Genomic DNA, 25,703 nt, shown 5'->3' with positions numbered 1-25,703 from the left:
AATGAAAAAGATCATCAAATACGTCCTGCTCGATCTGTTGCGTAACCGCATCATCATTGCCTACACACTGTTTCTGGCGGTGATTTCGCTGAGCGTGTTCAACCTGGAAGACAATCCCTCCAAAGGCATCCTGAGTTTGTTGAACCTGGTGTTGATTATTGTTCCCCTGGTTAGCATAATATTTTCAACCATCTATGTATACAATGCCGCTGAGTTTATTGAATTACTGGTATCGCAACCTTTACGGCGGGTCAACATCTGGTTAAGCATTTTTACCGGGCTGGCATCTTCTGTGTGCATGGCGTTCCTGGTTGGTTGCGGCATTCCGGTACTTATTTATGCCCCCGGCGATACCGGGTTGATGATGACGGCCATGGGCCTGCTGCTGACCATTGTGTTTGTGGCCATTGCCCTGCTGGCATCGGCATTAACCCGCGATAAAGCAAAAGGAATTGGGGTGGCAATATTATTATGGTTCTATTTTACACTTATTTTTGACGGCATTGTTTTATTCCTGTTATTCCAGTTCATGGATTACCCAATGGAAAAACCAATGGTGGTGTTCAGTTGTTTAAATCCTGTTGACTTGGCGCGTATCCTCATTTTGCTGAAACTCGATATGTCAGCTTTAATGGGCGCTACCAGTGCTGTATTCCGGAGTTTCTTTGGAAATCAATTGGGTATAGTGATAACAATAGGAGTTATGCTGGCCTGGGCGGTAACGCCTTTATGGTGGTCGGTAAGAAAATTTAATCGTAAGGACTTATGAAACCTGATATAAGAGATAGAGCCGATATTCAGCATTTAGTAGATACTTTTTATACAAAAGTGCGGGCCGATGAAACTATTGGATACCTGTTTAACGATGTTGCCAGGGTGAATTGGGAAGTGCATTTGCCCCGCATGTATGATTTTTGGGAAAACATTGTTTTTCAAACCGGTGGTTTTAAGGGCAATCCCATGGTGGCCCACGTACAACTGCATCAGAAATCGCCGCTTACCGCCGAACACTTTCAGCATTGGCTTAAGTTATGGTTAAGCACTGTAGACGAGCTGTTTGAGGGTGAAAAGACCGAGTTGATAAAACAACGGGCCCGGTCTATCGCTACCATGATGCAGATAAAAGTGCATCCTTCCAACGATCCCCGGTCAATTATGTAATTACACATGCTTAAATAAAAAATCCTCCCGATAGCGATCGGGAGGACAATCTCTTTTGGTCGTTTTCCAAAAGGCGCGTTTTGTCCGCCGGAGCTTTAGCGTAGGCGGATTTTCATTGATCTTTCATTGGATCCCGGATAGGGTTCTGTAAGTTCATAGGGTGTCGGAGGTCAAACGGGCTTTGGTCGGGAACTCAAGGGTAAGGGTACGATCTACTTTACGGTTTAGTTTTTCAAAGGTTCTTTGGATATAGGGTTAAGGGGTTTCAGAAGAGCACGGATTAAATTGTTACTTACTTGCTGATGTAAAATTAGTGAATGCAACAGGCTGTTTGCAAGTTTCACCGCCCCTGTTTCCGCAGAATATCCGTATTGTTTAAACACCGGTAGGGAGTACTACCTATTTTATAAAGCTAAACGCTGAAGGCTTAACGCTAAACGCCAAATACAGTAAATTCCGGTCTTTGGATTTTTGCCTTCCGCGTTAAGCTTTAAACGTTCGACGGTTAGCTTTTTTTTGGTACATTATGAAATTTGTCTATATTTAATCTGCAAACGGGAACTCTGATTATTAGCATAGCAACTATTTATTAATACCTCAAACAATTGAGCTATGCAACGCTACAGTCTGCAAAAACACCTCGGGCCCTACACCGTTGACAAATCATTATTTCTACGGCTGGAAAATTATATCAACAGAAATATTCCCCGTATTCTCCTGTTAAACCTCGAGAAGGGAACGGAACGGCCGCTAAGCGCATTCATTAGTATTACCATTCAAAAAGAGCAGGGAAAAGAAAAGATCCGGTCCATAGCGGATTATGGCTACGAGTTGTTCGATGAAAATATTGAAGAAGTATCTATTGAGCTGGTGCACAACAATGCCTTTAATTTCTGGGGGCAAAAGGTGATCGTATTGATTATAACATTCAATCTGCAAAGCGGGTATTGCGATCTGTCACTTGCCCTGAGTGATGACGAACCCCGCGATAAAGTATATGCCATAGAAAAAGGGCTAAAAGAAATTATGAGCCGGAATAAAAAATCAATTCCCCTGGCCAGGTTTTTTAGATAAACTTTTGATTGTGTTGTTTTGATGTTAGCATAAAAAAGTCCCGCTGGTTACGGGACTTTTTTTTATGCTATTTAGTGAAGCTGTTATTTAGGTTCCATGCCGTTTTCGATCAGGAACACCAGGTTGGCACGGTGCGCTTTTGTTTCATCGTTGGTTGAAACAGCGGTGGCCAGTTGTGTTTTGATCTTTTTCAGCGTGTACAAAGCGGCTGCTTTTGATACATCGTCAAACTGCTGGTTCTTAGGGTCTATCATGGATACCAGTTGGCGAACATACCAGGTTTGCAGGTTCTGGCGGTATACATTTACATTGGTAGCAATATCCGCATTGAAAATGCCTTTCTGCAAATCGCCCATCATGCTGGCAACGCTGTACTGGTTGCCATATAAACGGCTGTTGGTGAGGCGAAGCAGGGGGGCGCCATGCAACAGGTGCGAAAGGCTGCTGCCAGTTTGTACGGCCAGGATATTATCAGTAGCCTTGAAGTCATCGCCCACTACATTTTGGGTGAAGCCGCGGCGCTGAGGTTGCAGGTAAGCAAACACCTGGGCGTCGGTGTCAAACGCGTCGGGCGCAAACAGGTATTTGTTCAAAACCTCGATGGCGCGTTTTTGTGTAGCCAGCGGAACGGGGGTATAAGGCTTGCTGGCAGAATGCTGTTCGGGATAACTTCTGTCGATATAAATACCACCCACATAACGGCTAACGGCCGATGCCATACTAAAACGCTGGCCAAGCAGGGTGCCATAGCGGGTGCGTAATTCAGCATACGACTGGCCTTCTTTTGTATACTTCTGTACCAGTTTGGCCATTACCTGGTTCACGATCTTAAAACGGTCTTCAGCATAACCAATGGCATCGCTGGTTAATTCATTCACATTCACGCGCGGGTCCATGGCTTTACCAGGTGCACGCATATCGTCGCCATCGTTGCCAAATGCCAGTTTGGGATCGGTGCTGCGGGCAATGATCTTTTTTAAACCTGCCGCTTCATCGCCTTCATTAAACGGAGTGTAACCATATTCAATAGCCCACAAGTCATATGGACCGGCCTTGGTAGTATAGTAATCGCCCTGTTTGCTTCTGTCGGCGGCAATGTTGATAGCAGGGTAATCCATTACCGAACCAATCAACCCGATCTGGTGCGTAAGCTCCGTATTGTTTATTTCAGCAGGTGATAACATCTGGCTGGCTTTCATATTATGGTTCAAGCCAAGGGTGTGACCCATTTCATGCATCACCAGGTAGGTAAGAAACTGTTTGTGCATTTCAACCAGTTCAAGGGGAGATGCATTGGTGGCATCCAGTACGGTCATCCCTGTTAGTAGCTGGCTTTTCAGCTCGTTGGCCAGGGAGCAATTGGCTTCCTGCTGTGACTCCATGCCGGGGAGTTGTAAATTGCCGGTAGCTGCAGCTGGTTTGAACAATTCATCCAGGATGGGCGTGGCGCTGCCCGAATACCATTCAATAGTGATGTCGGCGCCAATGATCTGCCCGGTCTTGGGATTTACAAAACTGGGGCCAATAGCGCCATAGGTGGGCGTGGCAGATGAAACCCAGCGGATCACATTATAACGAATATCGGCAGGGTCCCAATCGGCATCATCGGGCATTATTTTCATTTGAACGGCATTTTTAAAACCGGCCTTTTCAAATGCTTCATTCCATTTTAAACCAGCCTCCATGATCGTTTGGCGATATTCAACGGGGGTGGTGTTTTCTATCCAGTAAACAATGGGTTCAACCGGTTCGCTCAGCGCTGCATTGGGGTCTTTTTTCTTCAGGTCCCAGCGGTGAATAATGTCTTTGTAAGGAACCGGGCTGATGCTGGTTTGGTCGTTCACCATCTGGGAAAAATAACCAACCCGGGGATCATCGCGGCGGGCATGGAAATCATTCTTTGGCATTTCTATCAGGCTGTGCTGCATGCGAACGCGTACATAACGGGCATCTGTAATGTCGGTGGTGCCGTTGTTGAAAGGCATGGGGTTGTCATATGCCAGGTCTACCACGATGTCGGAATTATTAGGGAATGAACGCAGCGTGGTGTAACGCGATTTGGCAGGGTTCAGGTTGCCCAGGTTAAAGATGGCAGTTGGCGGAATGCCCGGCGGGAAGATTGGTTTTACCGGATCGAGCTTTTCGCTGATGAACAGGCCATCGGCGCTGATCAGGTAGCCGTCTGCATCTTCCGACACTGTTTTCTCTACCAGGAAAACCGCTTCCGGTTTATCAACCGTAGCTGTTTTACTTACCGGGTTGTTGGGGTCGTACCAGAACCGGGTGTTTACGCGGGAGAATTCCAGCTTGTCGAACGCTTTTTCTATTTTAAAAACCATGGTTTGCCGGTGCATGCTCTGGTTCAGGAACAATTGGTTGGGACCATTGATGGAAAAGCTTTGATAGATATATTCCTTCCCCAGCTGATTTTTCTTTACATATAGTTGAACCGTACCGGTTACAGTATCCTGGTACAGCGTAAACAGGCCATCGTATTTACGGCTGGTTTTTACTTTATCGGTAATGCCGGCAGGTTTTTTTTTGGTCGAATCGTTCGGGAGGGGCGCTACAGCGGTCCCTTTTTTATCCTGCGCGCGGGCAGCGGTCAGCAACAAACCCGGCGAGATGATAAGGACCATCAGGAATTTTCTCATATTGTGTTTATTTAGGTAATATCAATTTACTGATGCTTTCAGGTAAGCCCGCGGGTTTTGGGATGGAAGCGGGATTTCAGGGATGGATAGGCTAATTTGATAATTAGCTAATGTGATAATGGCTTCAATTTCGTGGACGCTGATTAATATCGCGATTCTCGCTTACGGGAATTCCCATTATCGAATTATTACATTATCGAATTATCGCATTAATTTTGTATCGCTTAAAAACCAGTGAATTAATTATGGGAGTCTGGAGACAATTGCAGGAATATTTCTACCTGAAGAAACGTGACCCGAACGCACCCAATTCCAGTTGGATGCGCTATATGCATGGAATAAACAGGATCTCCCTGTTCATGTTCCTGATTGCGATCATCGTCATTATTGTAAAGCTGGTGATGATGAAGAAGTAATACAGGTTACAAGTTACAGGTTGCAGGGAATGCAGGTACCGGCAATAGAGCCCTGGAACGTGAACCTGGAACCTGGAACTGCTCCTTTTAAAACGAGATGTTTATTTCTTCTGCAAATAATCTACTATGAGAGAAGCCGCTCTGGCCGACGCATGTCCGCCCTGGCCAAGCAGGTGTTGCAATGCGGCATAGTCCTGCTGCAGTTGTTGCTGGGTAGCTTTATTGGTGAGCAGGGCATCCAGTTCGGTGCGCAGGTTACCGGGGGTGAGGTCGTTTTGAATCAGTTCCTTCACCACCAGTTTATCCATGATAAGATTTACCAGGGAAATGTATTTTACCTTTATAAGCCGTTTGGCTATCTGGTAGCTGATATTGCTGCCTTTATAGCAAACCACTTCAGGAACACCGAATAAAGCAGTTTCAAGGGTGGCAGTACCTGAGGTAACCAGTGCAGCCCGCGATTGCAGCAACAGGTTGTACGTGGCGTCACGTACCGACGATACATTGGGATAGGCGGCCAGCACGGATTCATAAAAGCTGTCTTCCTGGCCAGGGGCCTTGGCCACTACAAACTGGTAGGCCGGGAACAGGCGGCTTACTTCCAGCATAATGGGCAGCTTTTTCAGGATTTCCTGTTTGCGGCTGCCGGGCAATAAGGCAATAATGGGTTTATCGGCCAATGGCTTACTGGGTTTCAATTGCGCCTCTTCCACCACCTCTATCAACGGGTGGCCCACATAATCTACTTCCCAGTTCCATTTGTTTTTGTAATACTCTTTTTCAAATGGCAGGATCACCAGCATTTTGTCAATGCATTGTTTCATTTTTACAACACGGTTCTCCTTCCACGCCCATACCTGTGGCGAGATATAATAAATGACCTTATAACCTTGTTGTTTGGCCCATTCGGCTATGCGTAAGTTAAAACCGGGGTAGTCGATGAGGATAAGCGCATCGGGTTTGTATTGGGTAATGTCATCCTTGCAAAACTGCAGGTTGCGCAAAATAGTGCCCAGGTTTTTGGCCACCTCAATAAAGCCCATAAATGCCAGGTCGCGGTAATGCTTCACCAGTTCGCCACCGGCCTGTTGCATTCTGTCGCCACCCCAGCACCGGATCTCCGCTGCGGTATCGGATTTTTTAAGTTCTTTTATAAGATTACTGCCATGCAAATCCCCTGAAGCCTCACCAGCTATAATGTAATAACGCATGGGGTAAAGGTAAGGGATGCAGTTGAAAAGTTGACCAGTTGACGGGTTAACAAGTTGACAAGGACGTTGACAGCGTTGATATCGTTCTGCCTACTGCCTATTGCCTTACAAAATAAACTTTAACAGTAACGCGCCTATCGCATATATAAGCGTGATGGCAAAAATACCTTTGGCCGTTTTATCGCGGGCGGTATTGATATAAATGGTGAACAGGGCAATATTAAGCACCAGGCAGGGCACCGAAATAGCGGTGATCTGGCTTTTATTAGCTGCTATAAATCCGAAACAATCGCTAAGCGTATAAGGGTAGAATTTCCAAAAGTAATAGGCTACAAAGCTTAATAAAGGGGCAATAAAGCCCAGCAACATGCCAAAGCGGAGGTTGTCTTTCTTGAACATTACAGTTTCCAGGTTTTTTCGAGCTTATCTTTCAGTTGATAATTGGTAAGGTCAAACTGCACTGGTACAACGCTCACATAATTGTTTTTAAGGGCCCACACATCGGTGTCTTTTCCTTTGTCGAAGTTCACAAACTCACCGGTTAGCCAGTAATACTTCCGGCCATTGGGGTCGTTGCGCTCAACAAAATCCTCTTCATATTTCGCATAGGCCTGACGGCAGATACGAACGCCTTTTATAAGCTCGGGCGCTACGGGGGGAAAGTTCACGTTCAGCACGGTATGTTTCTCCGGTATTTTCTTCAACATCTGCTCCACAATGATCCGGGCATATTTACGGGCGGCAGTAAAATCGGCATCGATGCTGTAATCGAGCAGCGAAAAACCAATGGAGGGTATGCTTTCAATAGCAGCCTCTACTGCGGCCGACATGGTTCCTGAATAAATAACGTTTATGGAATGATTGGCGCCATGGTTGATACCGCTCAAACACAGATCGGGTTTGCGGTGCAGGATTTTATCAACCGCCAGTTTTACGCAATCAACCGGGGTGCCTGAGCATTGGTAGGCTTCTACCCCGTCAAAGAAGGTAGATACGGCAGCCAGGCGCAACGGCTGCCCGATAGTAATGGCATGGCCCATGCCTGATTGTGGTTTATCGGGGGCAACAACTACAATTTTACCCAGATCTTTTACTGCCTCTACCAGGTTATGGATACCCGGTGCTGTTATCCCATCGTCGTTCGTTATGAGAATAACCGGTTTTGCCTTAGCTGCGTTCTTCTTTTTTGCTTTTGCCATATCTTATAACAAAAATGCTGAAAATAAGTCAATTGGCAATGGGCAATTGACAATTGGCAAGGGCTGCCCTAAAGTCGGACATTCTGAACCATAGCGATTTTGCCAATTGCATATTGTCTATCGCCTATTGATATTAGAACGCTTTTATGTCTGGAACATTATAAATACGCACACCATTTTCTGGAGGATGGTTGATGGCAAAGTGCAGGGTACGGATCATTTGTTTGATGGTTACCAGTCCCTGCTGGCGGCTTTGTTCGCGGGTGGCAGGTATCAGTCGCGCTAAAGTATACAGGGGCATCAGTAAAACCGGCCACCAGTGACCCGGGCCCAGCACATACCAGGGCCTGATGAAAGAACAGCGGGCGCCTGTTGATTGCAACAGGCCTTCACCGGTTGCCCGTATATCGCGGTATTCTTTCATGATGCGGCCGGGGTACTGGCTTACGCTGAGGTAAATAACATGCGGCAGCCGGTTGTTGCTGATTACGGCCGCCGCCTGTTGTACCGATACCAGGTCAATGGTTTCAAAGGCAGCTGTTTTAGCGGGCGAGGGGTGGGGCACACCTATCAGGTGAATAAATACATCGGCATTATTCGGGGCATTGGTGTAAGAAGAAGCATCCAGCGCATCACCGATTACCACTTCGCAGCCGGGCGGCAGCTTGTGTTCGGACCCCTTCCGGGCCAGGGCCTTAATGCGATATTCGCCGGTTTTTAACAGGGCGGCAATGAGCCGGGAACCGATATACCCGGTTCCCCCCGTAATGAAGATGGTTTGCATGGTGTATTTATATACGAAAGTTGCTTATTGGTAGATTGGCAGCATTCAGCATTTTAAATGGAAAGCTGCAAGGAAATACAGGCTGCAGGCCACAAGCCACAAGCTGCAAGCAAATACAGCCTGAAAGCTGAAAGGTAAAAGCCAAAAGCAAATACAGCTTTAAGCTATAAGCCGTAAGCCATAAGCTATACTCCTCATCGCGGCAACCCGGAACCTGAAACCCGGAACCTGGAACCCGGAACCTGGAACCTGGAACTTGAAACCTGGAACTTGGAACCCGGAACTTGGAACTAGAACCCGGAACCCGGAACCTGGAAGCCGGAACCTGAAACCTGAAACCTGGAACTTGAAACCTGGAACTTGGAACCCGGAACCCGGAACTTGGAACCGGAACCCGGAACATGGAACCAGGAACCTGGAACTTGAAATCTGAAACCCCGAAACCGGCTTGCAGCTTGAGGCTTACAGCTTAAACTGTATTTGGAAAATTTACACAGGACGTGGAATATTGGCCGCTTTCCGCTACCTTTGCAGCCGATTAAAACTACTGGTTCGTTTATTGGCTCTATTCAATTGATTGTTAATTGGTTATGGCGCTAAAAAGCCCGGTGGAAATCAACTAATCAACTTTGCAACATGGCAGGTCAGTTAAAAGAAGTTCGTAATAAGATCAAGGCAACCCAGAATATGCAGCAGATTACCAAGGCAATGAAAATGGTAAGCGCTGCCAAATTGAGAAAAGCCCAGGATGCTATCGTACAGATGCGTCCATATGCCCGTAAACTGCAGGAAGTGCTGAGCAACATTGTGAGCGGAACAGAAAGTGATGCAGGTATGGCCCTGGCAGTTGAACGCCCTGTAGAGAAAGTGCTGTTGATCGTTATTACCAGCGACCGTGGTTTGTGCGGCGCTTACAATACCAACGTAATTAAACTGGCCCGCAATACCATCAATGAAAAATATGCTGCTCAGAACGCCAAAGGCAATCTGACCATTTGGGGCATTGGTAAAAAAGGCACTGAATTCTTCCAGAAAAATAAATACAAGGTAAACGATACCTACAGGGACCTGTTCCTGAAATTGAATTTCGAGAACGTACAGGCAATTGCCCAGGCTGCTGTAAAAGCGTTTGAAGCAAAGGAATTTGATGTAATTGAACTGGTGTACAGCGAATTCCGCAATGCCGCCATGCAACGTTTCGCCCTGGAGCGTTTCCTTCCCATCCCGAAAGTAGAGAAGAAAGAAGGCGCCAAGAAAAGCGACTTCATCTTTGAACCCGCAAAAGACGAGCTCATCGCCGAGCTGATGCCAAAGATCCTGAACACACAATTGTTCAAAGCTGTACTGGATGCCAATGCTTCTGAGCATGGCGCCCGGATGACGGCCATGGATAAAGCCAGCGAAAACGCCAACGAGTTATTAAAGCACTATAAAATTTCATATAACCGGGCACGCCAGGCAGCTATCACTACCGAACTTACAGAGATCGTGAGCGGTGCCGCTGCATTACAAGGTTAAAATTTAATGATGGAAATTTCCAACCTGATACCCCATATAGAGGCGTTGATCTTTGCCAGTGAAAAGCCTTTAACAACATTGGAGATCACAGATCTTATCAACCAGGCCTTTGGCTTTATGGAAGATAAGATCACGCTCGATCAGATTGAATCGGCCATTGAAGGTATTTTAGAAAAATACAAGGCCGAGTTCTATCCATTCGAAGTGCGCGAAAGCGGCGGCGGTTGGCAGTTCCTCACTAAAAAAGACTTTCATAAAACCGTTGCCCAGTTAAACGGTGATAGATTCCTTAAACGCCTGTCTACAGCAGCGTTGGAAACCCTGAGTATCGTTGCTTATAAACAACCGGTTACAAAATCTGATATTGAAGCCATCCGTGGGGTGAGCAGCGATTACGCGATTCAGAAATTACTCGAAAAAGACCTCATAGTAATAACAGGACGTAACGAAAACCTGCCCGGTCACCCGCTGGTGTATGGTACGTCCAAAAACTTTATGGACTATTTCGGCCTGAACACAACAGACGACCTGCCCAAGCTGAAAGAAGTACTCGACGACAACTATGTAGCGCCCACCGTTATAGGCGATGAAACCGGTGCCGCGCCTGCAGTAGGCGACGAAGCAGGAGAAGGCCTGCTTCCTGCAGAAAATGGCGTTTATTTAAATGGCACCGACGTAACAATTAGCGAAGAAGGAGAAGAAAGTGAAGAAGGTGCAGAGGAAAATGTTCAACCAGCTTTAGGCCAGGAAGTGCCCGGCGAAGAAGAAGAGAACGAAGAAGCCACTGAGGACTCCTACGAACCGGATACCGACGAAACCGATGAAGATGCCATTGCTGAAGAAGCAGAAGCCCTGGACGAAGAAGCCGATGAAGTGCTGGATGAAATTGCCGAAGAAGGGTTTGATGATGAAGAAGCCTACATTACCCCCGAAGAAGAGGAAGAAGCAGATGCTGAAACAGAAGATGACTCCATCTCATTTGCCGTTGACGACAATGGTGAACTGATAGAAGAACATACTGATGAAGAAGGGGAGGAAAGTGAGGAAGAGGACGAAGAAGATGAGGACGAAGGGAACGATGAGGATAAATCTGATGAAGAGGACGAAGAAAAGAAATGAGGACAAAAAGCTATATAAACGAAGCGCATTCATTAAAAAATGGATGCGCTTTTTGTTTTAACCTTGTCAACCCGTCAACTTATTAACTTGTCAACTTATTCATATATTCGCATACTATGTCACAGCAATTATCCCGGGAATTATTAATCCAGTTGGCGAATGAATACGGTACACCCCTCTACGTGTACCATGCCGAAAAAATTAAAGAGCAATACGAAAAGCTGCAAACAGCCTTTCAAAAGATCAATGCCCGTTTTTACTACGCCTGTAAGGCCCTTACCAATATTAATGTTTTAAAGTATGTGAACAGCCTCGGCGCCGGGGTTGATTGTGTGAGCATTCATGAAGTAAAGCTGGCCCTGAAGGCTGGCTTTGATCCAAAGAATATTCTGTATACCCCCAATTGTGTAGACTTTCAGGAAGTGGTGGCAGCCAAGGAACTGGGGGTAAACCTCAATATCGATAACATCTCTATTTTAGAGCAATTTGGCAATAAGTTTGGCGGCAGCTATCCCGTTTGCATCCGCCTTAACCCGCATATTATGGCCGGTGGTAATTTTAAGATCTCTACCGGGCACGTAGACAGCAAATTCGGGATCTCTATTCACCAGATCAGGCACATTGAACGCGTTGTAAAAAGCGCCAAAATGAAGGTGACGGGCGTGCATATGCACACCGGTAGCGAGATCAAAGACATTGGCGTGTTCATGGAAGGTCTGGATGTCATGTTCGAGATCACCTCGCACTTCCCCGACCTGGAGTTTATTGACCTGGGCAGCGGCTTTAAAGTGCCTTACCAGCCCGGCGATCCCGAAACTGATGTAAATGCCCTGGGGCAGAAGATGGCTGTGGCCTTTAAGAACTTTGAAAAAGAAACCGGTAAAAAGCTGCAGGTATGGTTTGAACCGGGTAAATATCTGGTAAGCCAGTGCGGTTATTTTGTGGTAAAAACAAATGTGGTAAAACAAACGCCGGCCACCGTATTTGCGGGGGTGAACAGCGGATTCAATCACCTTATTCGCCCCATGTTCTATGAGGCATACCATCATATTGAAAACATCAGCAACCCCAACGGTCCCGAAAGGATCTATACCGTTGTAGGGAACATTTGCGAAACCGATACGTTTGCCTGGGACCGCAAGCTGCACGAAGTGCGCGAAGGCGATTACCTGGTGTTCTACAATGCCGGTGCATACGGGTTTGAAATGTCGAGCAACTTTAACTCCCGCCTCAAGCCTGCCGAAGTATTGATAAAAGATGGCAAGGCGCACCTGATCCGCAGGCGCGATGAGTTTGAAGACCTGTTAAAAAATCAAATAGAAGTATTATAAGAAATTAATCCCGACGGTTACCGTCGGGATTTTTGTTTACATTCACTATAGAAAGTTATTGAGTTCGTTAGTTCTTAAGTTATTAAGTTCAAAAGCAGGCGCGAACATAAAAACTTAATAACTCAATAACTTAATAACTGACCCTTCATGAATAAATTCATCAATTTATTAAGCAACCCTGTGTTATTCAGGTTATACCTCTTTTACAAATTACCTGCGGCTTTCTTTTCAGGTGTGCGTGTAAGAGAGATAGATGAACAGCATTGCGTGGTGACTGTTCCCTATAAATGGTTCTCACAAAATCCTTTCCGTTCCACTTATTTTGCGTGTCTGGCCATGGCGGCCGAAATGAGTACCGGCTCCCTGGCCATGGCGCATGTATATAAGCGAAAACCGCCTGTGAGTATGCTGGTGGTGAAGTTTGAAGCCAATTATTTCAAGAAAGCAACAGGACGAACCCGCTTTGAATGTAAGGATGGCGCCCTGTTATTGAGTGCCATTGAAACAGCTGTTGCCACCGGGGAGGCGCAAACCTGTGTAACCACCTCAACAGGGACGAATGAACAGGGGGAGAAAGTAGCGGAATGTTTAATAACCTGGTCGTTCAAGGTGAAAAGGTGAGAGGGTTTCACGATTCGACATTGCCGATTCACGATCTAAAAAATTCAATAATTTAATAACAAACCAATGAAGATCGCTTTTCATGGTGCAGCCCGTACCGTTACGGGATCAAAGCACCTGCTCACGTTAAGCAATGGCCGGAAGTATTTGCTCGATTGTGGAATGTTCCAGGGGTTGGGACAGGCTACCAATTCATTGAACCGTAATTGGGGCTTCGACCCGGCTGAAGTGGATTGTCTTATTTTATCGCATGCCCATATCGATCACAGCGGACTTATTCCCAAGCTTACCCGGGATGGCTTCACCGGCAGGATATTTTGCACGCCGGCTACCAAAGAGCTGACGGAAATCCTGCTGCTCGATTCGGCCGAAATCCAGGAAGACGATGTAAAATACCTGAACAAGAAAAGGGCGGCAGAAAAACAGCCCTACCTGCAACCCCTCTACACAACAGAAGATGCGGAAAACTCTTTTAAACACCTGCAGGCGGTGGAGTATGGTACGTGGTATAAGATAGATGAGTTTGTTGAGCTGATGTATACCGATGCCGGCCATATCATTGGCAGTGCGGCCGTAAACCTGAAAATACAGGAAGATGGCAAGGTTACCCATTTAACCTTCAGTGGCGATGTGGGCCGGTACCGCGATGTGATCCTTCGTTCACCCGCCGAATTTCCCCAGGCCGATTACATCATCATTGAATCAACTTACGGTAATAGCCTGCACGAACTGAATGTTACCACACCCGATCAGTTGTTGCAGTGGATAGAGAAGACCTGTTTGCAAAAGAAGGGTAAGCTTATTATTCCCGCGTTCAGCGTGGGCCGTACGCAGGAGTTGTTATACCATTTGAACCAACTGGAGCTGGAACGGCGCCTGCCCGACCTGGATTATTTTGTGGACAGTCCATTGAGCATAAAAACCACGGAACTGGTTAAGCGTTATCCGCGCTATTTTAATAAAACCATTCAGCATGTGCTGGAAACTGATTCGGATCCCTTTGGATTTAAAGGTTTGAAGTTTGTAAAAACGGTACAGGAATCAAAGCTGTTGAACTTCCGTAGCGAACCCTGCGTGATTATCTCTGCCAGTGGTATGGCGGAAGCGGGCCGGGTAAAACACCACATCAGTAATAATATTGAAAACAGCCGCAACACCATTCTTATGACCGGCTACTGCGAACCCGAATCACTGGGGGGCAGGTTATTGTCGGGACGCAAAGAGGTGCACATTTTTGGGGTATTGCACGAAGTGCATGCCGAAGTAGGGGCCATTCACAGTATGAGCGCCCACGGCGATTATGAAGACCTGAGCCAGTTCCTGGCCTGCCAGGACCCTAAACAGGTAAAACGCCTGTTCCTGGTGCATGGGGAGTATAACGTGCAACAACAATTCAGGCAACGCCTGTTAAAGAAGGGATTTGTAGATATAGAGATCCCGGAGCAGCATTATGAGATAGGGCTTCCTTAAGTTGACAGGTATACAAGGTTGGTGGTAACGCAGAACTCAAGAACCTTCTAACCCAATAACTTAATAACTAAAGTACTAACAAACTAAAGAACTTCCCTCCCCTTTAGGGGGCTGGGGTAAGCAAAAACCGCCTCACGGGGCGGTTTTTTAATTCAATAATCTTTGGGTAGTCTCTAAGTAAAATTTAATTCATCTATAGGCTCAGATTTTCTTGCGGTTCTCCTTTCAGATAATGGATTTTAAATACTTGGTTTTTTCATCGGAACCGGACGTTTAGGGTTTTTTCTCGAGGAGATTTGTTGTTGGTTTTCATGGATTGTTGGACAAAACGGGTACTTGGTTTTTCTGGATATTCAGGCTCCGTGACGCCTGTTACTGGATTCACCCTTTTCGGGTCCTTTGGTTTTTAATAGGAATTTCGATCTCTAAACAAAGATGGGTATTCTTCACCCTTAGGTCAACTTTATTCGACTAATAAGTAGAAACCTTCGATTTTAGGTGGAAAACTCCGGGTAAATGAGGCAAATATCTAATGTGTATAAGTGGCCCATAGCGAAGTAAAAGGGTAACATTGAACAGGTTATTAATGTTACCTTAATATAAAGATCAAAATGGTTAACACCTGAAATGGGTGGACAAAAAGAAACCGAGCCCGTTTTAAAGGCTCGGCTAACTTCTTATGAAATCCGTATCATGAGCAGGCTGGAGATAAAAATCACACTAGTTTTCAAGAGTGTAAGGATTCCACTTTTCTTCCGTTTTAAGGATAGGGCTTATTATTGATAACCGTCACAATAAATGCTTTCTACTGATATATTTAGGGTTCAGTGTTTCGCTTTTCTGATATAACAAAGATGGTCATGAAGAGCGGCAAAGAGAAAATTATTAGCCATTTGGGGTAATAATGCCGGTAAACAGGAAGAAATTTTCGATGAAGTTTATATGATGTTTAAACGCTTTAATACGTCCGGTTTGTGGGCTTTACTAACCGGGATCTCGTTTCCCTTGATAAACAGGTCATTCTCCCGGATGTCGTCTATCTTATTGATATTTATAATATAAGAGCGGTGAACCTTGATGAAGGTCTGGCGGTTCACTTTTTCCTCTAAGTTCTTAATTGTATTGTGTGTTATGTACTTCCTACTATCAGCGGTTACGAATTTTACATAGTCGCCCATACTTTCAATATACAGGATGTCGTCGTTATTTAAACGCACCAGTTTGCCATCGCATTTAATAAAAATATGGTCTGTGGCCGTGCTGCTGATATTGTTTTCGCCGGCAGGCGCTGTAGTAATTTTATTCAGGGCTTCCTGGAAACGTTGATAGGTAAACGGTTTTTTTAAAAAGTCGGTTACATTGTATTCAAAAGCGTTATAGGCGTATTCTGATTTGGAAGTGGTGAGTATTACTTTGGGATAATAAGCCAGCTGATCGAGTAAGTCGAAACCTGTAGCGCCGGGCATTTCAACATCCAGGAACAATATGTCAACAGAATTTTTATTCAGATAGTCCAGGGCTTCTTCTACATTGGTAAAATGTCCTTTCACTTCCAATACCGCGCTTTTTTCGCAGCATTTGACCAAATAATCAGCAGCTACCTGCAAATCCTCTACTATGACACAGGTCCATTTCATAAAAAATTGGAATTGAATTCTTTCAACTTATTGTACTCCGACGCGATCAGCTCCTTACTCTCTGCTAATGTAACCACAATTTGCTGATATTCTGACGATAAATCATTTGAAGAAGTTGCTTTTTGACAAATATCTTCAAAATCCCTGCAAATATTTTGAACTAACGGCAAACCTACAAAACCAAACGTTGGTTTCATTTTATGTATTGCCTTTTTTAAGTCAGATATATTATTTGTCTCATACGCATTCTTAATGGAATTATAATCTTCATTAAAATACGTAAGTGTTGTTTGAAAGATCTCTTCTATATACTGGTAATCATCCTCATACAGGCTATAAAGATAATCGGCGTCAATTTTTTCGTTGAAAATGAATTTTTTAGAGAAATTTGCTCCGCTCATTGGAAAATAGTTTATCCATTTTTTCGTTAAGTTAGCTGTCCGTAGCAGTATTCCTTTTGTTCTAATCCAATAACTCTATGAAGGAGAAAATATTATATCTTGTCTACTCTATTTACAGAGATATAGTGCATACCGGCCTGCATGAGGGTGTTTCAAAGGATATGCGCAAAAGGATCATTCGCTTCAACCAGTTCATCATCCTGGCCCTGCTGCTGAACTTCATCTCCGTTTTCTCTTATTTCTACCATAAGCTGTATATAAGCGCGCTAGTAAATATTACCTCCGCGTATTTTTTCTTACTGGCTTTTTATTTTGGGTCAAAGCGAAAGCTGGAAACGGGTAGAATTATAGCTGTCGTAAATATAAACCTTTACCTCATTGTAATATGTTACCTGGAGGGACTAAAGGCAGGGGAGTACCTGCTTTATTTCCCATACTTCGTGGTACTGACGTTTGTGGTAAGCATCAGGCGAAACTTTAAAGAATTGATCTCGGTGTACTCCATTACCGTTATAGCATCGTTGGCCGCCGTAAAATTGTGCCCGTATGTAAATAACATTCAAATCATCAACGAGGCCCTGTATGCGCAATTATACAGCGGTAACCTGGTTATCTCGCTGGCCATGACCATTATTTTCTCCTATTCGATTTTACAGGTGAATAAAGACAATGAGGTGGCCATTCTGCAGGAAAAAACATTTGGCGATACCATCTTCAATACCTCGCTCGATGGGGTATTTATTATTTTCAGCCAAACCAACATTATAAACAGTTGCAATAAGCGCGCTTTGGAAATGTTTGATGTAAAGGAGAAGCATGAAATTGAAGGCACAAACATCGAAATGTGGTTTGAAGAACATCAGATAAAACAGTTCAACTCAATAAAAGAATCCCTTTCGGGCGAATCGCGACCCTGGCAGGGCGAGCTCTCCCTTACCGCCAAAACAGGCCGCACCTTTTATGGTTTTGTGAGCGTGGTGCCCTTTGCTTATAAAGATACCGGCTATACCAAGATCAGTATCCTGGATGTATCGAACGTAAAGATGGCCGAGTTTGAACTGATGAAGGCAAAGGAAAAAGCCGAATCTGCCGCCAGAACAAAATCGCGCTTCCTCAGTAACATGAGCCATGAATTGCGTACTCCGTTAAACGGCATCATTGGCGCCTCTAATTTATTGCTGCAGGAAGAACACCTGAATACCCAGGTTCAACACCTCGATATCCTGAAGTTCTCTTCAGAGCATATGATGATGCTCATCAACGACATCCTGGATTATAATAAAATGGAAGCCGGTAAAGTGGAACTGGCCGATGTGCCGGTGAACATAAAAGAGTTCATGCAAAAACTGGCCGGACAATTTTCGCCGCAGATAAAATTGAAAGGACTGGAATTTAAGATAGACATCGACGACCGGCTCGACCTGGAGTTTTACACCGATGAAACCAGGCTGAACCAGGTGCTGAGCAACCTGCTGGCCAATGCCCTTAAGTTCACACACGAAGGCACCATTACCATGGCGGTGCGAAAACTGTTTTCCTCAAGTACTAAATCAACCCTGCAGTTTATAGTTATGGATACCGGCATCGGTATTCCTAAAAACAAGCATAAAGAAATTTTCGACAGCTTTACCCAGGCCGATGTAAACACTACCCGCAAGTATGGGGGAACCGGTTTGGGGCTGGCCATCACCAAGCGTATTGTGAACATGTTTAACAGCGACCTGCTGCTGGAGAGCGAAGAGAACAAGGGCAGCGCCTTTCACTTTACGGTTGAGTTGAAGATCTGTGAGAACCGGAAACGCTACATGGAGGATAATATCAAAAACCTCGATTCGCTGGAAGGCATCCGGTTACTGATCGCCGAAGACAACCCGGTGAACCTGTCGATAGCCAAAAGATTCCTTACCAAATGGGGTATAAAGGTTAGCGAAGCAACTAATGGCCGCGAGGCGTTGGCCCAGTTTAAGAAGGGTACTTTCGATTTGTTGTTGATTGACCTGGAAATGCCCGAGATGGATGGCCCTACTGCATTAAAGGAAATACGTAAACTCAACACTTCTATCCCCGCCGTGGCTTTTACGGCAGCCGTATATGATAATATGCAGGCCGATCTGCTGCAGAAAGGCTTTACAGATTTCATTCATAAACCATTCAGGCCCGAAGAGCTGCACTCGAAGATCTCGTACCTGGTTTCTGCTTTACGCGCTTAGTTACAATCCAGGGCGCCTCAGGTATTTGGGTATGGTTGATTAATTAGTGGTTAACTGCCATTACAATCACTCCCTGAAAAGGGCCAAATTTGTCAGAACTGCTATCGCCATGATAAGTTCTCATCCTGTTTTTATGGAAATTGGTCAGTAATTTTATGAATGTAGGTGTATTCATTCGTGTTTTATTGAACAACCTTTGTATCTTGCATACCTGTTCAATTGTATAGCGTAGTCAGTATTAGCCGAAAAAACAAAGCCATGAGAAAGATTCCATTGAATGTTTCTTCAATCATTTGTAGCTTGCTGCCGTTTCAGGCAATGGCGGAAACCAATCATTCTACAGGTTTCCAACGTACAACAAGCACGTTTTTCTGCAATCCAATTCTAATTACAGCTGTAAATCCTGGTACGTTTACCAAATAAACCGAGGTAATACCATCTTGGTATTGGACAAGTCTGACCCCATTAAACGCCTATCCTTAAGTTTTATACCGAACGATAATAACATTATTATACATCTTTTCCGGGTAAAACATAGCCGCAGCAATCGCCCGGAAACAACTACGGTTGCTGCATAATTTTCTCATGTGACTCGCAGCCCTTTTTCTAGAGGGCTGCCTATTTTTTTCCTCGTCCGCCGTAGCTTTAACGTAGGCGGATTACTTCCACAAATCAATTAAGTCCTGGCTACTTCATAAATTATTACATAAAGTCATTCGCTTTTAAATATAACTTATAATAGCTCATTGATAAAAAAAGCCTCCCATGCATGGGAGGCCTTTTTTTTATTCTTCTGCGTTAAGCGTTCGGCATTCAGCCTTCAGCCTTATTGATAGTTCAAATGCAATTCAACACGTCTGTTTTTAGCGCGGCCTTGTGGTGTTTTGTTAGGTGCAATTGGTTTTGAATCACCAAAACCCTGTGCAGTGATGCGGCTTGCGTCAATACCTTTTTTAATAAAGTAGTTCTTAACAGCATTGGCACGTTTTGCAGAAAGCTTTAAGTTGTTTTCCGGTTTACCTAAATTATCGGTGTGGCCTTCAATGCTGATCTGCAGGGCAGGGTCGGCTTTCAGTACCTTAACAACCACGTCTAATTTGGGATAAGAAACTTTCTGGATGATGTCTTTACCAGACATATAGTAAATGGCCTTGGCGGCAATAGCCACTTTCTTCACTATATCCTGTTTAATTTCAGGGCAACCACCGTTGGCTGGTTTGCCAGGCGTGGCAGGACATTTATCTTCTTCGTCGTTAACGCCGTCGCCATCCGTATCAGGGATCGGGCAGCCATTGTATTTGGCCAAACCGGCAACTGTGGGACATTTATCTTCTTCGTCGTTGATGCCATCCCCATCGGTATCAGGAACAGGGCAGCCATTGTATTTGGCAGTACCGGCTACATCAGGACATTTGTCGTTTTTATCGGCAATGCCATCTTTGTCTTTATCAGGACAGCCATTCAATGCTACTTCACCGGCAACATCGGGGCAGGCGTCTTTTTCATCAACAACACCATCGTTGTCTTTATCGTGGGTAACTTCTTTAACAACTTCTACGTTCTTTACAACAGTATCAACGCGGCTTTCAACACGGGTTTCAACATGTTTTTCAACCAGCTTTTCTGTTGTAACTTCTTTTACTACTTCTTTTTTAGGTTCTTCTTTTACCGGCTGCATGGGCTGGCTTCTGTGTTTGTGCGTTCTAACCCGTTGATAGATCGACATGGTAAAACCTAAGTGAACATCGGCCGAAGTAACATTCTGTTTCCCTAACATGTTGCTCAGGATGGTACCTGAACCCAGGAACACGGGACCAAGACGCATACCTGCACCCCAGGCAGCTTTCTTGTTGAGTGAATTATAATATAAGGGAGTGTAAATGCTGAACCATTTTTTCTCTAACCGGGGAGTTACCGTGAACGTAGTAGCATATTCTGCCGACGTCTGGTTCTTATCGCGGTTAATGAGATTTACAATAGTTCCTGCGTTAATGAACAGGCGTCTGTAAAGATGGTAGTCGGCATCAAAGCGGAAGGTGGCGGGCAGCTTCACTTTCATTTTATCCGCATGGGCATAAGATGTAAGAATGCCCTGGCTTTCCAGGCGGGTAAAATACTTGTCAAAGTCTTCACCATCTTTTTTGTCCAGGTCGTCGGTTGTTTTTCCGGTAGCATTTACAGAATAGCTGTTGCCATGGGTAGAGTTGGCATATTTTACCGATCCCAGATCGTTTATAGAAGCGTTTAAACGCAACTTATAAGGTGTTTGATCGGTAGCGAGCCAACTGCTGGTTTCGGGTCTCCATTCGTAACTGAAACCCACATCAAAGCCCAACCCATGGTTGCCGGATGCTTTTTTCCACACATCGTCGAAATTGTTATCCACGTTATCCAGGTTGTTGGAGTAACGTACGTTTACGTCGCCTTCCAACTGGTTAATGATATCGTTCTTGGCAATATTTACCGCCAGCCTGTTTGAATACAGCGAAGCGGCGGCCAGTCCCACTACATATTTGGCGGTAACACCCATTTTCAATGAATGCAGGCGATCGCTCCAGATAATACGGCCATAGGTTACACCCGCTTCAGCAAAAGCATGCGCTTTTAACTGCAGCAGGTTTTCCTGGATGGGCTGGTCATAAATGCTATCATTGCCATTACCGAAATAACGGAAGGTTTTATCGCTGAGGTTAAACTCATTGATCAGCGTGCGCGCACGGGTATATACACCAATACCGCTTTTTTTGCCGGCTGTGAACATAAAAGAGGGCCCCAGGATCTCTGTATTGAACCACAGGTTCTTTTTGTCGGCATTAGCAGATTTAAAGTAATCTTTGTTTTCAGTGAGGTCTGAGAAATCGAACTTTTTAAACTTGTCATGCTGAAGCTCATAAGCATTGTTACCTGCAACGGAACTAATGGAAAAAAAGTTGATGTTCACTTTGTACTTACTGGCAGCCACAGTAGCCGGGTTCTGCAACATGCCGTGAACACCGGAGTAATTGTCGTACTGGTAGCCGATAAATGATTGAGATAAGCCAAACAAGGGTACGCAACTTATCAGGCCTAGCGCAAGGCTTTTTTTCATGACTTGGGAGTTTGGAGTTAGTTAGGCGGTTAAATTATAGGGTTAAGATTATAATTAAAAGCGCCGCAAGGTAATTTAATTCTTGAAAAATAAACGTTTATATATTATATAAATCAATTTAGCACTGGATAACAACATCTTATATTGCTGGCAGCTGGGCAAACGTGTTGGCATACTTGTTCCGGGCACTGTGAAACGGAAAAACAGGCATTGTATTGTATTGATTCTGTATTCATTTGCTCACATAAAGGCGGCTGTTTATTAGTATTTAATACACGTATAAATGCGTGTATTTTACATGCAGGCAACGGGTATCCGAAAACCGGAAAAATTGTATAAATGGTACATTCTTCTTACTTTCGGACCTCCATTATCAATACCCTCCCTGAGTAACACCAGTGTTTCTGTAAAACAATACCCATAATCGTATGAAAGCCTTAACACCACCGGTATCCCGTCAATACCTGAAACTATTTCTGAAAATTATAGTGATCTCATTATGGGCGCTGTGTATTTTATCAGCGGCTATAAAATGAAAATAAAGGAGGCCCTCCTCCAACCTCCTCCGCCTGCCGGCGGAGAGGCTTTAATATGAATTCTTTCAAATATTATATTCCCGCCATCATTATCTCCCTAAGGATGAACCTGCTTCATATTCATATATCGACACGATATATACATCCAATGAATATGCGAAGCGTGGAAAACGCATTACTTTTAGCGTTGCATCATTAACCCGGACCCTGGATCGAAGAAAGCCCTTTGTTACTAACAATAATACTACCGGTAATACCAGTTGGTAGTGTGCATGTCCCCCTTTGTCTGAAATATACTTCTTACATCCAGCCTCCATTTATCAATTACCTGTTTTGATTAAAAAATCAAATACCCAACCCATTTAAAAAAATTCCGTTCGTATGAAAACCTTTACACATCCGGCCGAAAGGTCATGGCTGAGGCTGTTCCTGAAATTTATTATTTGTATAGCATGGCTTTTATGTATTGCTTCTGCGGCCATGTCGCGCAACGTACCTTTGCCGCATTTGGGCCAGAACCCCGGCGATCAAACGGTTTGCGCCGGTTCAAACCCCAGCTTTACCATTGGTGCCGTTACAGGGACCAGTGGAACCACAACTATCCAATGGCAGGTAAGTGTTAACGGCGGCGGCAGTTACAGCCCTGTTGCCAATGGAACAAATTATAGCGGCGCTGCCACAGCCACCCTAACGGTGCTAAATGTATCCACTGCCCTGAACGGGAACAGGTACCGGTGCGTGGTAACCGATGCTACGGGGCCGTCAACCTCCACAGGCGCTCTGCTTGCAGTAAATGCCACGCCTGCTGTTTCTGCAGCTACAACAGCCACTACCGTGTGTGTGGGCGCACCAGGCGCCGGCTTGCAGGTTACCAATGATCCTTCACTTACTTATCAATGGCAGGTGAGCGCCAACAATGGCAGCTCCTGGAATAATGTGCTTGCAGCAGATGGTTATACCGGCGGTACTACCAATGACCTTACCTATCCTACCGCTACCCTGGCAATGAATGGTAATTTATACCGGTACACTGCTACCAATAGCACAACCGGTTGCAGCGCAACCAGTGTGGCCATGGATACGTTGCGGGTATTGGCGCCACCGGTTTTTGCTGCTGGTACCGGTGTGGTTAAGCCGCTTTTGGCAACCATTTGTCCGGGGGGAGATACCACCTTTACTGCAAGCCCTACGGGTTCGGCTGCCATGGTGTATCAGTGGCAGATAGCGCCTTCAAGCGGCGGTTTTGTCAACGTTAGTGATGGCCCTGTTTATAGCGGTTCACAAACCCAAACCCTGCATATAACCGGTTTTCCCGGAGCAGCCGGCACTTCCTGGCAGGTGCAATTAGTGGCCAGTTATCTGAATCCTGCAGGTTGTGCCAATCAAAGTAAGGCGATCCTCTCAATCCGTACATTGCCTGCTGTAGCGGTTCAACCAAAAGATACCACGGTTTGTGCCAATAGCCCTGCTGGTTTTAAAGTAACGGGTAGCGGCAGCGCCACCTTAGTGTATCAATGGCAAACAGACAATGGTACCAGCGGTGTCAGCTGGTCGAATGTAAGCAGTATTGGTACTATACCCACTACGCTTGAATTAGGCCCGGTTACGCTGGCCATGAATGGCTACCGGTACCGGGTAACTGTCAGCAACAGTTGTACACCCCCGGCTACTTCTGCTGAAAAAATACTCACTGTTCGCAGATCTGGCACCTGGCTGGGTTATAAAGACACCAAATGGGAAGAAGCCATGAACTGGTGCGGCGGTGTACCCGATAATACCATCGACGTGCTGGTGCCCAACTGGCCATCGAATATGCCGAATATCAGTGATGGAACGGGTACCGCTTATTTTAAAAGTCTTGAAATTGAAAATACCGCGCGGCTCACCATCAGCGGTGGTACGGTTAATAACATGACCGGTCCGTTTAATTTGCAGGGAACGGTGGCATATACTGCTACCCGCGACCAGAATATCTTCCCCGCGGCGCATGGCTCGCTGGAGGTAAATGGTACCGGGAATAAGAAATTACTCAGCGCTGTAGACGTAAGTCATAACCTGGTGCTGGGCGGTTCGGCCAAACTGGTTACCGGTACCAATATCCTTACAATGAAAACGGGTAGTAATCCAATTGTAGCCAGTGCGTTTACCGATCCCGCCACCAGTTGGATAGTTACCGGGAACGGAAATGCCGGGGCTGCCAATACCGGTTTGGGCGGCCTGCGCATTGAGCAGGTAGATGCGGCCGATGGAGCAGTGTTGTATCCCATTGGGCCTACTCCAGCCGCTTATAACCCGCTTCAGTTAACCAATGGCGGTACTGCAGATAATTTTACTGTTGCGGTGAACGACCAGCGGATCCCGGGCGGAGTATACGATGCCGGACTGAACAGAACATGGCTGGTATCGGAAGCAGTAACCGGTGGCAGTAATGTAATGCTTTCGCTGAAATGGCAGGGCAATGAAGAACAGACTGCTTTTGACAGAACCCAATCACAGATCATCCGGTCGAACGGAACAACGATCGTGGAAACAAGTGCCAAAGCGCCGGCCAGTGGTTCCAATCCATATGCCCGAGCAGATGGCGCATTTGCCGTGTTAACCCAATTCAGTGTGGCCAGTCCCGCCGTGGTGCTGGCAACGGAATTAAGGTCATTCACTGCACAAAGAAACGGGAATGCGGCAGTGGGTTTGACTTGGAAAACAACTGATGTATCGTCAGTAAAGTATTTTGATGTGCAAAGATCAACCGATGGTACTCACTTTGTAAACATAGCCCGCGTAAATGGCGAAACCGGTAAAACTGCTTATGACTATACCGACAATTTACCGGGCGCCGGCCTGGTATATTACCGGTTGCTGATAATGGACCAGCAAAATGAAATGATGCGAAGCAGTATTCAATCGGTATCGCTCAATAGCAGCAGCGTGGTTCAGTTAAGACCTTCTGCTACCACTGGCGCCATAACAAACGTGTATATCCAAACTTCAAAACAATCGATAACCAGCCTGAGTGTAACCGACATAACCGGTCATATTCATAGCCGCCAGTCGGTACCGGTAAATAAAGGTGAGAACCTGGTATCACTCTGGATCGGTAACCTGGCTAAAGGTGTTTATTATGTGCATGTGACAAATGGAGATGGAAGCTCTTCTGTAGTTACACTGCTGAAGCAATAAAAAATTAAATGTAGAGAAATAAAAGAGGCTGTCTCAAACTTGAGACAGCCTCTTTTTATTTGCATAGGACTTCTGTTTGTATTTATTTCTGCCCTC

19 protein-coding genes are annotated in these 25,703 nt (G+C 45.3%); 11 read left to right on the top strand and 8 right to left on the bottom strand.

The window, feature by feature from the left end; genetic code table 11:
- The first annotated feature begins 1 nt into the window (after nt 1).
- From NIAKO_RS25955 to NIAKO_RS25945, 3 genes are all read left to right on the top strand, one after another.
- Nucleotides 2–769, top strand: a complete 768-nt coding sequence (locus NIAKO_RS25955; RefSeq protein ID WP_014221430.1) for an ABC transporter permease — start codon at nt 2–4, stop codon at nt 767–769.
- Nucleotides 766–1,161 (top strand): group III truncated hemoglobin, encoded by a 396-nt coding sequence (locus NIAKO_RS25950; protein ID WP_014221429.1) that lies wholly within the window; start codon nt 766–768, stop codon nt 1,159–1,161. The genes NIAKO_RS25955 and NIAKO_RS25950 overlap by 4 nt, the downstream gene beginning before the upstream one ends.
- Before the next feature lie 612 nt (nt 1,162–1,773).
- On the top strand, nt 1,774–2,235 hold the full coding sequence (locus NIAKO_RS25945) for a hypothetical protein (protein ID WP_014221428.1): 462 nt from the start codon (nt 1,774–1,776) through the stop codon (nt 2,233–2,235).
- 83 nt (nt 2,236–2,318) lie between these two features.
- Here NIAKO_RS25945 and NIAKO_RS25940 read toward each other — a convergent pair whose 3' ends face one another.
- Nucleotides 2,319–4,889, bottom strand: coding sequence for a zinc-dependent metalloprotease (locus NIAKO_RS25940; protein WP_014221427.1), 2,571 nt, complete (start codon nt 4,887–4,889; stop codon nt 2,319–2,321).
- Nucleotides 4,890–5,134: 245 nt separating this feature from the next.
- Here NIAKO_RS25940 and NIAKO_RS38990 point away from each other — a divergent pair, with 245 nt between their 5' ends.
- Entirely contained in the window at nt 5,135–5,305 is a 171-nt protein-coding gene (locus tag NIAKO_RS38990) for a DUF6728 family protein (RefSeq protein ID WP_014221426.1), read from the top strand.
- A 101-nt stretch (nt 5,306–5,406) separates the two neighbouring features.
- Here the strand turns inward: NIAKO_RS38990 and lpxB are convergent, their stop codons facing one another.
- From lpxB to NIAKO_RS25920, 4 genes are all read right to left on the bottom strand, one after another.
- Nucleotides 5,407–6,516 (bottom strand): lipid-A-disaccharide synthase, encoded by a 1,110-nt coding sequence (gene lpxB / locus NIAKO_RS25935; protein WP_014221425.1) that lies wholly within the window; start codon nt 6,514–6,516, stop codon nt 5,407–5,409.
- Nucleotides 6,517–6,621: 105 nt separating this feature from the next.
- Nucleotides 6,622–6,915 carry a hypothetical protein gene (locus NIAKO_RS25930; protein ID WP_014221424.1) on the bottom strand — a complete coding sequence of 98 codons (294 nt, stop codon included), beginning with the start codon at nt 6,913–6,915 and terminating at the stop codon, nt 6,622–6,624.
- Nucleotides 6,915–7,715 (bottom strand): 5'/3'-nucleotidase SurE, encoded by an 801-nt coding sequence (gene surE, locus NIAKO_RS25925; protein ID WP_014221423.1) that lies wholly within the window; start codon nt 7,713–7,715, stop codon nt 6,915–6,917. The genes NIAKO_RS25930 and surE overlap by 1 nt, the downstream gene beginning before the upstream one ends.
- A 133-nt stretch (nt 7,716–7,848) precedes the next feature.
- Nucleotides 7,849–8,499: an SDR family oxidoreductase gene (locus NIAKO_RS25920; RefSeq protein WP_014221422.1), complete on the bottom strand. Its 651-nt coding sequence runs from the start codon at nt 8,497–8,499 to the stop codon at nt 7,849–7,851.
- A gap of 636 nt (nt 8,500–9,135) precedes the next feature.
- Here NIAKO_RS25920 and atpG point away from each other — a divergent pair.
- From atpG to NIAKO_RS25895, 5 genes are all read left to right on the top strand, one after another.
- Nucleotides 9,136–10,017 carry an ATP synthase F1 subunit gamma gene (gene atpG / locus NIAKO_RS25915; RefSeq protein ID WP_014221421.1) on the top strand — a complete coding sequence of 294 codons (882 nt, stop codon included), beginning with the start codon at nt 9,136–9,138 and terminating at the stop codon, nt 10,015–10,017.
- Nucleotides 10,018–10,023: 6 nt separating this feature from the next.
- On the top strand, nt 10,024–11,136 hold the full coding sequence (gene scpB, locus NIAKO_RS39195; protein ID WP_242675470.1) for an SMC-Scp complex subunit ScpB: 1,113 nt from the start codon (nt 10,024–10,026) through the stop codon (nt 11,134–11,136).
- 116 nt (nt 11,137–11,252) lie between these two features.
- Nucleotides 11,253–12,467, top strand: coding sequence for a diaminopimelate decarboxylase (lysA, locus tag NIAKO_RS25905; protein ID WP_014221419.1), 1,215 nt, complete (start codon nt 11,253–11,255; stop codon nt 12,465–12,467).
- Nucleotides 12,468–12,614: 147 nt separating this feature from the next.
- Complete coding sequence (locus NIAKO_RS25900) at nt 12,615–13,088, top strand: DUF4442 domain-containing protein (protein ID WP_014221418.1); 474 nt, start codon at nt 12,615–12,617, stop codon at nt 13,086–13,088.
- Nucleotides 13,089–13,154: 66 nt separating this feature from the next.
- Nucleotides 13,155–14,558, top strand: coding sequence for an MBL fold metallo-hydrolase RNA specificity domain-containing protein (locus NIAKO_RS25895; RefSeq protein WP_014221417.1), 1,404 nt, complete (start codon nt 13,155–13,157; stop codon nt 14,556–14,558).
- Between the two features lie 938 nt (nt 14,559–15,496).
- Here NIAKO_RS25895 and NIAKO_RS25890 read toward each other — a convergent pair.
- A complete protein-coding gene (locus NIAKO_RS25890) occupies nt 15,497–16,195 on the bottom strand; it encodes a LytR/AlgR family response regulator transcription factor (RefSeq protein WP_014221415.1) in 699 nt (232 codons plus the stop codon).
- Nucleotides 16,192–16,596 (bottom strand): Hpt domain-containing protein, encoded by a 405-nt coding sequence (locus NIAKO_RS25885; protein WP_014221414.1) that lies wholly within the window; start codon nt 16,594–16,596, stop codon nt 16,192–16,194. The genes NIAKO_RS25890 and NIAKO_RS25885 overlap by 4 nt, the downstream gene beginning before the upstream one ends.
- A gap of 77 nt (nt 16,597–16,673) precedes the next feature.
- On the opposite strand from NIAKO_RS25885, the gene NIAKO_RS37185 reads away from it, so the two are divergent.
- Nucleotides 16,674–18,806, top strand: coding sequence for a hybrid sensor histidine kinase/response regulator (locus NIAKO_RS37185; protein WP_014221413.1), 2,133 nt, complete (start codon nt 16,674–16,676; stop codon nt 18,804–18,806).
- Between the two features lie 826 nt (nt 18,807–19,632).
- On the opposite strand, the gene NIAKO_RS37180 is transcribed toward NIAKO_RS37185, so the two are convergent.
- The gene (locus NIAKO_RS37180) at nt 19,633–21,894 is read right to left on the bottom strand and encodes a DUF5723 family protein (RefSeq protein ID WP_014221412.1); all 2,262 of its coding nucleotides are present in this window, start codon (nt 21,892–21,894) and stop codon (nt 19,633–19,635) included.
- A 917-nt stretch (nt 21,895–22,811) separates the two neighbouring features.
- Between NIAKO_RS37180 and NIAKO_RS25870 the strand changes: the two genes are divergently transcribed.
- Entirely contained in the window at nt 22,812–25,607 is a 2,796-nt protein-coding gene (locus NIAKO_RS25870; protein WP_014221410.1) for a T9SS type A sorting domain-containing protein, read from the top strand.
- The last annotated feature ends 96 nt before the right edge of the window (nt 25,608–25,703 follow it).

It is taken from the genome of Niastella koreensis GR20-10 (assembly GCF_000246855.1).
Taxonomy (GTDB): domain Bacteria; phylum Bacteroidota; class Bacteroidia; order Chitinophagales; family Chitinophagaceae; genus Niastella; species Niastella koreensis.
The sequence above is the reverse complement of the archived record's forward strand: the minus strand, read 5'-3'. Positions and strand labels throughout refer to the sequence as shown.